The sequence below is a fragment of the Pseudoselenomonas caprae genome, assembly GCF_008271345.1.
Classification (GTDB): Bacteria; Bacillota; Negativicutes; order Selenomonadales; family Selenomonadaceae; genus Selenomonas_A; species Selenomonas_A caprae.
On record NZ_VTOZ01000002.1, the window covers coordinates 17,358 to 30,191 of the forward strand.

The 12,834-nt window shown below is 52.9% G+C and carries 9 protein-coding genes; 8 read left to right on the plus strand and 1 reads right to left on the minus strand.

Translation table 11 applies throughout. The features are described 5' to 3' along the window. Positions 1 to 13: 13 nt before the first annotated feature. The gene (locus tag FZ041_RS01090; RefSeq protein ID WP_149188256.1) at positions 14 to 682 is read right to left on the minus strand and encodes a hypothetical protein; all 669 of its coding nucleotides are present in this window, start codon (positions 680 to 682) and stop codon (positions 14 to 16) included. 152 nt (positions 683 to 834) lie between these two features. Here FZ041_RS01090 and FZ041_RS01095 point away from each other — a divergent pair, with 152 nt between their 5' ends. The 8 genes from FZ041_RS01095 (at position 835) to glgA (ending at position 12,820) form a co-directional block, all read left to right on the plus strand. Then, positions 835 to 2,529: an ABC transporter ATP-binding protein/permease gene (locus FZ041_RS01095; protein WP_149188327.1), complete on the plus strand. Its 1,695-nt coding sequence runs from the start codon at positions 835 to 837 to the stop codon at positions 2,527 to 2,529. Positions 2,530 to 2,625: 96 nt separating this feature from the next. Next, complete coding sequence (locus FZ041_RS01100; RefSeq protein ID WP_255449188.1) at positions 2,626 to 3,219, plus strand: peptidoglycan recognition protein family protein; 594 nt, start codon at positions 2,626 to 2,628, stop codon at positions 3,217 to 3,219. Between the two features lie 18 nt (positions 3,220 to 3,237). Beyond that, positions 3,238 to 3,570: a hypothetical protein gene (locus FZ041_RS01105; protein WP_149188258.1), complete on the plus strand. Its 333-nt coding sequence runs from the start codon at positions 3,238 to 3,240 to the stop codon at positions 3,568 to 3,570. Positions 3,571 to 3,931: 361 nt separating this feature from the next. After that, complete coding sequence (locus tag FZ041_RS01110) at positions 3,932 to 5,086, plus strand: glucose-1-phosphate adenylyltransferase (RefSeq protein WP_075442233.1); 1,155 nt, start codon at positions 3,932 to 3,934, stop codon at positions 5,084 to 5,086. Between the two features lie 54 nt (positions 5,087 to 5,140). After that, the gene (gene glgD, locus FZ041_RS01115) at positions 5,141 to 6,247 is read left to right on the plus strand and encodes a glucose-1-phosphate adenylyltransferase subunit GlgD (RefSeq protein WP_075442231.1); all 1,107 of its coding nucleotides are present in this window, start codon (positions 5,141 to 5,143) and stop codon (positions 6,245 to 6,247) included. An 83-nt stretch (positions 6,248 to 6,330) separates the two neighbouring features. Continuing rightward, entirely contained in the window at positions 6,331 to 8,835 is a 2,505-nt protein-coding gene (locus FZ041_RS01120; RefSeq protein ID WP_075442229.1) for a glycogen/starch/alpha-glucan phosphorylase, read from the plus strand. A 75-nt stretch (positions 8,836 to 8,910) separates the two neighbouring features. Beyond that, positions 8,911 to 11,370 (plus strand): 1,4-alpha-glucan branching protein GlgB, encoded by a 2,460-nt coding sequence (gene glgB, locus FZ041_RS01125; protein WP_149188259.1) that lies wholly within the window; start codon positions 8,911 to 8,913, stop codon positions 11,368 to 11,370. Between the two features lie 13 nt (positions 11,371 to 11,383). Then, entirely contained in the window at positions 11,384 to 12,820 is a 1,437-nt protein-coding gene (glgA, locus tag FZ041_RS01130; RefSeq protein ID WP_075442225.1) for a glycogen synthase GlgA, read from the plus strand. Positions 12,821 to 12,834 lie beyond the last annotated feature (14 nt).

The following is a 12,834-nucleotide window of genomic DNA, read 5'->3' on the forward strand; positions in this document are numbered from 1 at the left end:
TATCCATATGCAGTTACTGCTTTTGGGCAGGAGATGTATCTTCCTGTACGTCGAGGTAGTCGCGGATGGTGGCAATCTCTTTGGCTGTGTAGAGACCGGCTGGCGATTCGCGGATCATGATTGATTGGAGCATGCGGCTCTGTTCGGTTTGATCGTTGGAGCGCAGGTTGGCCGGATCGGCAGCTGCCTTGGTGAGCGCGATGGTACGATACTGCGCGTCGGCATAGCTGGTGGTCTTTTTCATGACTTCGATCAGCAGGTCGTAGCAGCCGTCGTTGAGCGTGACTGGCGGTGCATTATGGCTGATGCGGTCACGCAGCTGCAAGCTGTCCTGGTCGAGCTGCTTAAGCCGGACGTAAGTCGTCTGGATGCTGATGGAGTCCTCTTTGAAGCTTTCGAGGATCTGATGGTACCATTGCCAGTTGCGGTCAAGTTCGCTGATGTCACGCTGATAGCCAGCATACCAGGCGGCGAATATCTGCTGCTGCTCAAGCTGGTAGTTCAGGTCTTCAGCACTTATGGCCGCTGGGGCAGGCTCTTTGGCCGGCCAGAGAAAGTAGACGATGCCGCCGGCGGCTAGGAGCGTCAGGCAGAAGTAGCAGAAAATTTTCTTGCTCGGCAGATAACGGTAGAGCAAAAACAGCAAGAATAGGGCGGTAAAGCCCAATATATATAGAATCATTCGTGTACAAACCTCCTGTTGTTATGGCCCAAGGCCACTTCTATTCTATCATAATCAAGCCTTGCGGGAAACTGGAGAAACGTCTATACTAAAATACAATGGCCTTTTAGCCTATTATAGAAGAGGATGTGAACGGTGTGAAAAGAAGATTTATGTATGATTTTTGGCGCTTGTTCCGCGGCTATTGGAATTCTGAGCATAAATGGCGTGCCAGAGGATTATTGGCCTTTGTCATTGGACTGAACTTTTTTGATGTATACTTGCTCGTCTGCATTAACAGCTGGTTCAATGAATTCTACAATGCCCTGCAGCAGTATCAGGCAGATAGCTTTTGGCCGCTGGTCGGCGAATTCACGGGCCTGGCTTCCCTGCATATCTTTATTGCTGTTTACGCCATCTATCTGCGCCAGATGGTCCAGATCAATTGGCGTACCTGGCTGACCAATGACTACATGGCCAAGTGGCTGCGCGAGCAATCTTATTATCGCTTGCAAGTCTTGAAAAGCGACACCGATAACCCCGATCAGCGAATCAGTGAGGATATCAATCAGTTTGTGCTTTTGACACTGCAGCTTTTGATTGGCTTCCTCAAGCAGTTTACGACGCTGGCGGCATTCGGCGTCGTCTTGTGGAATCTGTCAGGAGCTTTTACGGTGCCATTAGGCAGCCATGAATTTGTCATCTATGGCTATATGTTCTGGTTTTCACTCATCTATTCGGTACTGGGCACTGTCGGCGCGCATATTGCAGGCCGCAAGCTTATCCGTTTGAACTTCGACCAGCAGCGGTATGAGGCGGATTTCCGTTTCAATATGATGCGTGTGCGTGAGAACAGTGAGAGCGTTGCTTTCTATCGCGGCGAATCGTCTGAGGGTATTGGCTTCAAAGAGCGTTTTGCCCATGTCATCAAGAATTACTGGCAGCTCATGCGCCAGACAAAGATATTGAATTTTTACGTCAATGGCTATGCCCAGCTGGCAATCATCGTGCCGCTGGTACTGGCGGCACCGCAGTACTTTGCGGGTGGTATGGCACTGGGCGGGCTTATGCAGACGGTGTCGGCTTTCGGCCGCGTACAGGATGCGCTGTCTTTTTTTGTCACGTCCTACGATACCATCGCGCAGCTGCTGGCTGTGATTCGCCGACTGCTTGGCTTTACGGAGCATATCGAGGAAGTCAGCGCCATCAAAAATGGTGTGCAGCGTGGCGAACAGGCAGGTCAGGAACTTTCGCTTACGGCTTTGCATGTGCAGCTGCCGGATGAGCGCGTGTTGCTGCAGGACTGCACATTGGCACTGCCGAGTGGCAGCCGCGTATTGGTAACAGGGGCTTCGGGCTGCGGCAAGAGTACGCTCTTGCGGACGCTGGCTGGCATCTGGCCCTATGGCAAGGGCGGGATTACGTTTCCGGCGGGCAGCCGCATCCTGTTCCTGCCTCAGCGGCCGTATCTGCCGCTGGGCAGTTTGCGGCGTGCGCTTTACTATCCGTTGACGACCGAAGGTAACCCAGAGCGGCTGCAGGAAGTGCTGGAATTGGTCGGCTTGGCGAAATTTGCCAGCCGTCTTGATGATATTGATGATTGGAGCCGCATTTTGTCACTGGGCGAACAGCAGCGTCTGGCCTTTGCCCGGGTGCTGCTCGTAAAGCCCGATTGGATTTTCCTCGATGAGGCGAGCTCGGCGCTTGATGAGCCGCGAGAGCAGGAGATGTATGCGCTCATCAAGCGGGAGCTGCCACAGGTGAGCATTGTAAGTGTTGGCCATCGTTCGACTTTGTTTGCCCAGCATGATACGGAGCTTCATCTGGCTGGTGATGGCAGCTGGCAGCTGCGCCCTGTTCAGGCATGATTTTAGGACTTACCGCCTTTTTTCAGAATGGGGGATTAAAATAAGGACTGTTATTGTAAAAAAGTAAGGTAGATATACATGAATCGCAGGGATTTCTTGAAAAACATCATATGCATGGGGGCTGGCGCTGTCCTGACGCAGGAGCTTTGGCCACAGGCACGGGCAGAGGCGGCTTGGAATGCAGATGGCAGCGGCGTCAGGCGCGATGCCAAGCTGGGGCTGCCAATCCGCGAGACGGATCTGCAGTTCCGCTCGCTGGAGAACCGCACGACGACGGATGGCATTGTCCTCCATCACATCGGCGGTACCAACCGTGACGTATCGGCAGAGGAAGTCCATCAGTGGCATCTGAACAATGGCTGGTCGGGAATCGGCTACCATTTCCTCATCCGCAAGGATGGCACGATCGAGCGCGGGCGGCCGATGGATATGCTCGGGGCACATTGCTATCAGCATAACTGGCACACGATTGGCGTCAATGTGGTCGGCAACTTCATGGAGGCCGTGCCGACATCGGCGCAGATGAAGTCTGCAGCCAAGCTGCTGGCTGCTCTCTGTCGCTTCTATGGCATCAATCCCGACCGCGAGCACATCAAGGGACACCGCGAGTACAACTCGACGGATTGCCCGGGCCGCAGCTTGTATAATATGCTCGATGGCCTGGTCGAAGATACTGCGGAACTGTATTGAGATTAGAGGAGGGCTGGCATGCGCTACCGTTGGTTTGTCCGTGAAGAGGACCGTACGGATGAGTTTGGCAATCCTGTCAGCCGTGCGGTCCATGATGAGGCGTTGCAGCCGAAGAAAACCGGCTATGCCCGTGGCGAGCTGCTGGCCATTGTCATTGTCGCCTTCATCCTGCTCTACGAGTGGGTGACAGACGACGGCCCGCTGATCATGATCTGCGTATCGTTCCTGGTACATGAGATGCGGCCGCTGGCGCCGTTGTTTTTCGGGGAACATGGCAAGGCAGTCAGCAATGCCATGCGGGGATTCAGCATCGCGCTGTTCGTTGGCGCGTTGGTTTGGACGTTTTTATGATTTTATGTCATAAAAGCGTCCTTTTTTTGCACACAATATCATATTTTATACTTATCAAATAAAAAATAAAATTTATGGTAATTTTTTTCTTTTGAAGCAGGAAAAAGAAAAATTTTGGCGAATTTACTAGATTATAAATTGATTTTCTCAAGGGCTGCGAGTTTGCCGTGGGGCAGCAGATGTGGAAATCTCTCGCGGGCAGCTTGAGAAAGAAGAACGTTTTTGATGGAAAATTATGGTTTTGCGTTGAAAATGGATATTCATGTATATAAACAGAGAAATCTGTTTTTATAGATACATATATGGAAAGCAATCATAAAAAAGGGGAATTTGCTTTCTACACATCCAAGGGGGATTTTTTATGAGAAAGACAGAATGCTTAGCAATGATTCTGGCTGGCGGTCAGGGTAGCCGGCTGGGGGCGTTGACGAAGAAAATCGCAAAACCGGCTGTGCCGTTCGGTGGCAAATACCGTATCATTGATTTTCCGTTGAGCAACTGTGCGAATTCCGGCATTGATAAGGTAGGCGTACTGACGCAGTACCGTCCACTGGAACTGCATAACTATCTGGCTTCGGGCAGCGCCTGGGATCTGGATAAGAAAGAGGGTGGCATCTTCATCCTGCCGCCGTATGCACGCGAGAAGGGTGCTGACTGGTATCGCGGTACGGCTGATGCCATCTATCAGAACCTCAACTTCATCGATCTGGCAGACCCGGAGTATGTACTGATTCTGTCTGGCGACCACATCTACACGATGGATTATTCGTGGATGCTTGAGGCGCACAAGATGAACAAGGCCGAGGCTACGATCGGTGTCATTGAGGTTCCTTGGGACGAGGCTCCGCGCTTTGGTATCATGAACACGAATAAAGATGGACGCATCGAAGAATTCGAGGAGAAACCGGCGAAACCGAAGAGCAATCTGGCTTCGATGGGCATTTACATCTTCAATAAGAGCTTCCTCAAGAAGTATCTCGAAGACGATGCCAAGGATGAGACGAGCAGCCATGACTTCGGCAAGAACATCATCCCGAAGATGCTGGCCGACAAGGCACGTCTGTACTCCTATGCCTTTGATGGCTATTGGAAGGATGTCGGGACGATCGAGAGCCTCTGGCAGGCAAACATGGATCTCTTGCAGGATGTGCCGCCGTTTGAGATCAACGGCGACTGGAAGATCTGCTCCTGCAACCCGTCCATGCCGCCGCATTATGTAGGCCCGAATGCCAAGGTCAAGAACTCGATGATCAGTGAGGGGTCGATGGTCTTGGGCGAGGTCGAGAACTCGGTCATCTTCCCGGGCGTGCGCATCGGCAAAGGCGCGAAGGTCACGAACTCGGTCATCATGCCGTCGACGGTCATCCGTGATAATGCTGTCGTCGACTACGCGATCGTCGCGCAGAACTGCGAGATCGCTGAGGGGGCGAAAGTAGCCGGAGAGAAAGGCGCCATTACTGTAGTAGCCGAGGGCGAGACCGTATTGACGGAGGCAGGCAGCAAACAGGCTGGCTGATACACACAAGATTACACAGCAACCTTAGTCATAGTTGGATCGGAGTGAATAAAATTGAAAACAGTAATGGGGATTATCAATCTTCAGGAAGAGAATAGCCTGATTCGGGAGATGACGGATCGACGGGCCGTGGAGTCCATGCCATTTGCTGGCAGATACCGGCTGATCGATTTCACCCTCTCGAGCATGGTCAATTCCGGCATCACCAATGTGGGAGTCATGCTACCCGACAAGCCGCGCTCGGTTCTTGACCATCTGCGTTCCGGCAAGGATTGGGATCTGGCCCGCCGCCATGATGGCTTGTTCTATCTTCCAGCTCCGCAGCAGGAAAGCACGACCCGCAAAGGCGATCTGAAGAATTTCTATCACAATCTGGATTTCTTCGAGCACAGCACGCAGAAATATGTGCTGCTGACGAGCGGCAGCTTTGTCTACAATGTAGACTTCAGCCAGCTCCTGCGCTTCCATCAGAATACCAGTGCTGATATCACGATGGTGTATCACACGGTCTCGGAAGAAACCACGGGCAAGAATGTCGTCATCGAGACGGCAGAGAATGGGCTCGTCACGGATATTGCCGAGAAGCCAGCCGTCTATGATGGTTCGCAGGTTTCCATGAACGTATACCTCATGGAGAAGCGTATCTTTGTCGAGATGGTCCGCTATACCTATGAGCATGGTGGTCAGGATCTGCTGATGGATGGCATCATCCGCCGTGCCTCGGAATACAACATCTATGCTTGTGAACACGATGGTTACGTTGCTCATGTGGATTCCACGGCAGCATACTATAAATCAAATATGGATATCCTGGAACCTGAAGTATGGGAAGAGCTCTTCATGGGGGAGAACTCCATCTATACGAAGGTCAAGGATGAAGTGCCGGTTCAGTATAAGGAAACGGCAGAGGTCAAGAATTCGCTGATCGCTAACGGCTGTGTCGTCCGCGGCGAGGTCGAGAACAGCATCCTGTTCCGCGGCGTCAAGGTCGGCAAGGACGTTAAGATCAAGAATTCTATCATAATGCAGAAATGTGACATTCAGGATGGCTCGCTCATCGAGAATGTCATCTGCGACAAGAACGTGGTCATCACGAAGGAGAAGTGGCTTAAAGGTGCACAGAACTATCCGTTGATTGTCACGAAGAATGTCGTCATCTGATGTCAAGGTCAGCCGTTGTAACGAGGCACCACTGCTTATAACGGGCAGTGGCGGTTACAACGGCTGTTGTTGTTTGCTATTCCATGAGGAAGAATACTGCCAAAGGAGAGTGTTTGGATTTGGCCAGAGAAAAGAAACAGAAGAGTCCCAAGAACAAAGAATTTGAAAAGCTCAAAGAAGGCTTGAAGAACCGCTTCGTCAATACGGCACATATCATGTGGGGGCGCGACCTCAATGAACTGACACCGACGGAGATCTACCAGACGGTGGCCGCAACGGCAAAGCAGTATATCTCGGATAACTGGATCAAGACGAACCGTACCTACGGGGAGCGCGAGGAGAAACAGGTTTATTATTTCTCCATCGAGTTCCTGATGGGCCGTCTGCTCAAGGCAAATCTCATCAATCTGGGCATCGAGGAAGCCGTCAAGGAAGTCCTGGACGATTTCGACCTCGACCTGCTCAAGACGTATGAAGAGGAGCCTGATGCCGGCCTGGGCAATGGCGGCCTTGGCCGACTGGCAGCCTGCTTCATCGACTCGATGGCAGCGCATCGCCTGCCGGGACATGGCTGCAGCATCCGTTACCAGTACGGACTGTTCGAGCAGAAGATCATCGATGGCAACCAGGTTGAGATCCCGGATAACTGGCTGCGCGATGGCTTCGCTTGGGAGTACCGCAAGCCGGATAAGGCTGTCGATGTCAAGTTCAACGGCCATGCATATATGAAAGAGATGGAAGACGGCAGCCTCAAGCTGGTCTATGAGAATCCGATGACGGTCATGGCGGTACCGTATGATGTACCGATTGTCGGCTATCATAACAATACGGTGAACACGCTGCGTCTCTGGAATGCTGAGGTCAACCGCGACTTCTCTGACTATGGCATGCTGACGCAGGAACAGATGCGGCAGAAGAACGAGTACCGCTTGTTCGTCGAGAGCATCACGCGCTATCTCTATCCGGATGACAGCACCTATGATGGCCGTCGCATGCGCCTGATCCAGGAATACTTCATGACGTCGGCTGGCGTGCAGAGCATCGTGCGCCATTACAAGAAGACGGGCATGGACATCCATGACTTCGGCCAGAAGATCGCCATCCATATCAACGACACCCATCCGGCAGTGGCAGTGGCTGAGCTTATGCGCATCCTGGTCGATGAAGAGGGACTGGAGTGGAATGAGGCTTGGGTCATCACGAGAAGCACGATTGCTTATACGAACCATACCATCATGCCGGAGGCCCTCGAGAAATGGCCGGTTGACATGTTCCGCACACTGCTGCCGCGCGTCTATATGATCATCGACGAGATCAATCGTCGCCATCTGGAGGAAGTGCGCGAGCGCTATCCGCAGGATGAAGGCAAGGTACGCGCGCTCTCGATCATCGAGGACGGTATGGTGCATATGGCCCGCCTGGCGATTGTCGGCTGCCATAGCGTGAACGGTGTGGCCAAGATCCACTCGGATATCCTCAAGACCACGACGCTGCGTGATTTCTGCGAGTATAACCCCAAGATGTTCAACAATAAGACGAACGGCATCACGCATCGCCGCTGGCTCATGGGCGCAAATCCTGAGCTGGCGAACCTCATCGATGCGACCATCGGCAGCCGCCGCTGGCACCGTCATCCGGAGCAGCTCGACCTGCTCAACGATTATGTCGATGACAAGCCGTTTTTGGCGGAGCTCGGCAAGGTCAAACGCCTGCGCAAGGTGGCTCTGGCCGAATACATCAAAGAACACAATCACATCGAGGTCGATCCTGACTCGATCTTCGATATCCAGGTGAAGCGCATCCATTCGTATAAGCGCCAGCTTATGAATATCCTGCATATCATGTACCAGTACAACAAGCTCAAGACAGACAAGAGCTACGATATGCTGCCGACGACGTATATCTTCGGCGGCAAGGCTGCCCCGGGCTACTACATCGCCAAGGAGACCATCCGCCTCATCAATGCAGTGGCGGCGAAGGTCAACAACGATGCCAGCATCAAGGGCAAGATCAAGATCGTATTCATCGAGAACTTTGGCGTATCGATCGGCGAGATCGTCTATCCGGCCGCAGACGTCAGTGAGCAGATCTCGACAGCTTCCAAGGAGGCTTCGGGTACCGGCAACATGAAGTTCATGATGAATGGTGCCATCACGCTGGGAACGCTCGATGGTGCCAATGTCGAGATCCGCGAGGCCGTCGGTGGCGATGAGCATTGCGTCATCTTTGGTCTCCGGGCGGAAGAAGTACTGACCTACTATGCGACGGGCACGTACTCGGCTTGGGATGAATACAACACGAATCCGCAGGTACGCCTGGTCGTCAATCAGCTCGTGGACGGCAGCTATGGCGATTTCCATTCGCTGTATGACTATCTGCTGCACGCCAATGACGAGTTCTTCATCCTCAAGGATTTCAATGCCTATGCTGAGGCCCATGAGGAAATCATGCGCCGCTATAAGGACAAATACAATTGGCTGAAATCCTCGGCGATGAACATTGCCAACTCTGGCTGCTTCTCATCTGACCGCACGATCGATGAGTATGCCAATGAAATCTGGCAGGTCAAGCCTGTCATGATGTCGTAAGCACGTATGCCGCTGATTTTGGGCGGGCAGGGGGTCCCGCCTGGAATCTACGGTTATCTATAAGGGGGATTATTTTTGAAGACTTCAGATATTAGTGAATTTGACCGATACCTGTTCCATCAGGGGACGAATTATCATGCCTATGAGATGCTGGGCGCCCATTTCGTGGAGGAAAACGGCAAAAAAGGTGTCCGCTTTGCCGTATGGGCACCGCATGCGAAATCCATCAGTGTCGTCGGTGATTTCAATGCTTGGGATGACCGCGTCAATACGATGAACCGTCTTGAGGATGGGGAAATCTGGTCGGTGTTCATCGAAAATGTCCAGGAGGGCGCTGTCTACAAGTATGCCATCGAACCGCAGTGGGGCGGCCCGCGCATCATGAAGGCTGACCCGTATGGGTTCTATGCGGAAAAGAAACCGGAGACGGCATCGCGCGTCTACGATATGAGCCACTATGACTGGCAGGATGGCGATTGGCTGGAGAAGAAGCGCAAGGAGTCCTCGTATGGACGTCCCATGCTGACTTATGAGGTCCATGCAGGTTCCTGGCGCCGCAATGGTGAGGGCGAGTATCTCTCGTATCGCGAGCTTGCGGATCAGCTCATCGGCTATGCCAAGGAAATGAACTATACGCATATCGAGTTCATGCCGCTCTGTGAGCATCCCTTCGATGGCTCCTGGGGCTACCAGGCCACGGGCTATTTCGCTGTGACGAGCCGCTATGGCGAGCCGGATGATTTCCGCTATCTCGTCGACAAGGCCCACCAGAATGGCATCGCCGTCATCATGGACTGGGTGCCGGGCCATTTCTGCAAGGATGAGCAGGGACTGCGCCACTTCGATGGACAGACGCTCTACGAGTCGGACAACGAGCAGCGTGCCGAGAACTGGGAGTGGGGTACGACGAACTTCGATTATGGCCGCACGGAGGTACAGAGCTTCTTGATCTCCAATGCGATGTTCTGGTTCGAGGAGTTCCATATCGACGGCCTGCGCATCGACGCTGTCGCCAATATGCTGTACCTGAACTACGGGCGCAAGGAAGGCGAATGGCAGCCGAACAAATACGGCGATACGGGCAACCTCGAGGCCATGGATTTCCTGCGCAAGCTCAATGAGGCTATCTTCCAGTATCATCCGCAGGCACTCATGATTGCCGAGGAGTCGACGGCCTGGCCGCTGATCTCCAAGCCGGTCTACATGGGGGGCATGGGCTTCAACTACAAGTGGAACATGGGCTGGATGAACGACATGCTCAAGTATATGAGCCTTGATCCCATCTATCGCAAGTGGAATCATGACAAGGTCACCTTCTCGTTCATGTATGCGTTCTCCGAGAACTTCGTCCTGCCGCTGTCGCATGATGAGGTCGTGCATGGCAAGTGCTCGCTGATCAGCAAGATGCCGGGGGACTACTGGCAGAAATTTGCCGGACTGCGTACCTTCTTCGGCTACTGGATGGCTCATCCGGGCAAGAAGCTCCTGTTCATGGGCGGTGAGTTTGGCCAGTTCATCGAGTGGAATTACGATGACAGCCTTGACTGGCATCTGGTCGAGCAGTACGATATGCATACGAAGATGCAGGCGTATTCGAAGGCTCTCAACAAGTTCTATTGCGATAACAAAGCTTTCTGGCAGGTCGATTTCGATTGGAATGGTTTCCAGTGGATCGACTGCAACGACAACGAGAACAGCATCGTCTCGTTCGTCCGCAAGGCTGAGGACAGCAATGACTTCATCATCGCTGTCTGCAATTTCACGCCGGAAGTCCGTCAGAACTATCGCATCGGCGTGCCATCGAAGGGTCATTACGTCGAGGTGTTCAATTCGGATGACGAGGCCTTCGGTGGCAGCGGTGTGCTCAACAATGGCGAGATCATCAGCCAGGATGTGCCATGGCATAACCGTGAGCAGTCCATCACGATCACGGTGCCGCCGCTGGCTACGGTATATCTGCGTCTCAAAGGGCAGTCTGGTGCAGGAACGTCTTTTCCTGAGGCTTCGGCGGAAGTAGATGCCAGAGGCCATGAGGAAAGTGATTCTGCCAGCAAGGCAGAAGCCGCCGAAGTCAAGAAGACGGCCGTGAAGAAGACGGCAGCGAAGAAGACGGCGACGAAGACCGCAGCGAAGAAAACAACGGCGAAAGCTGCTGCGAAACCAGCTGCGAAGAAAACGGCCGCGAAGGCTGAGGCAGAGGCCCCGGCCAAAAAGACAACGGCCAAGGCGAAGACGACCGCTAAGAAGACGGCAGTGAAAGCTGAGACGAAGACGGCGGCGAAGAAGACCGCGGCCAAGGCAGAGCCGAAAACGACGGTCAAGAAGGCAACAGCCAAGGCGGCGACGAAAACGACAGCAGCCAAGAAACCTGCTGCGAAAAAAACGGCAGCGGCTGAGAAGGAAGCAGAGAAGCCCGCTGTAAAGAAGACGACGACCCGCAAGACAGCGGCCACGAAGACGTCTGCGGCTAAGAAAACGACAAAGTCCACAACCACGAAGACCACGGCAAAGAAAAAAGCTGCTGGCAATGACTAAGGAGGAAATGGGAATGAAAGTTCTTTATGTTGCATCTGAAGCAGTACCATTTGCGAAGACCGGAGGCCTGGCTGATGTAGCAGGAACGCTGCCGCAGGCACTGAAAGAAGAAGGGGTGGAGGTCCGTGTGGTCATGCCGAAATACGGCAAGATCGCACCTGAGATCCGCAATGCCATGGAGCATATCTACGATGGCGAACTGAGTGTGGCCTGGCGTCAGAAATATATCGGTCTGGACAAGTATGAAAAGGACGGCATCACCTATTACTTTGTGGACAATCAGGAATACTTCGACCGCGAGGGTTTCTATGGCTATGATGATGATGCAGAGCGGTTTTCATTCTTCTGCCGTGCCGTGCTGAGCCTGCTGCCTATCGTCGATTTCTGGCCGGATGTCATCCATACGAATGACTGGCATGCTGGCATGGTGAACGTCCTGCTGAAGCTCGAGCATATGGACGATGAGCGCTACCGCAAAATCCGTACGCTCTATACGATCCACAACCTCAAGTATCAGGGTGTTTTCCCGAAGGAGATCATGAGCGATGTCCTGGGACTGGACTGGAAGTATTTCAACAATGGCGATTTGGAATTTTACGATGCCGTAAACTTCATGAAGGGCGGCATCATCTATGCAGACTATATTTCCACAGTCAGCAGGACGTATGCGCAGGAAATCCAGTACGATTACTTCGGCGAGAATCTTGATGGACTGCTGCGCAGCCGCCGTGATTCGCTGTATGGCATCGTGAATGGCATTGACTACAATATCTACAATCCTGCTACCGATAAAAACCTGTTTGAGACTTACGATGTGGACAGCCGTGACCGCAAAGCCGACAACAAAACCGAGCTTCAGAACTTCCTGGGGCTGCCGATGAGCCGCCGTACGCCTATGGTTGCCCTGATTTCCCGCCTCGTTGAGGCCAAGGGCCTGGATCTTATCGTGCGCATGATGGATGAGATCCTGCAGCATGAAAACATCCAGCTGGTCATCCTGGGGACAGGCGACAAGGAGTACGAAGAGTGGTTCAAGGGACTGGAATGGCGCTTCCCGACGAAGGTCAAAGCCAATATCCGTTTCTCGAATGAGCTGGCACAACGCATCTATGCGGCAGCGGACATTTTCCTCATGCCCTCGAACTATGAGCCATGCGGCATTGGCCAGCTGATCGCCATGCGCTATGGTGCTATTCCTGTAGTCCGCGAGACTGGCGGCCTCAAGGATACAGTCCAGCAGTACGATAAGTATACCAACGAGGGCAATGGCTTCGTATTCTGTGATTACAATGCGCACGAGATGATGTATGCGTTGAAGCGTGCACTCAGTGCTTATGAGAATTTTGAAGAATGGCAGCATATCGTAGAGAATGCCATGAATACCGATTATAGTTGGAAGAACTCTGCCAAGGAATACAAGGCACTGTATAACAGGCTGTTGGCAGAATAAGCAAATTACATGGG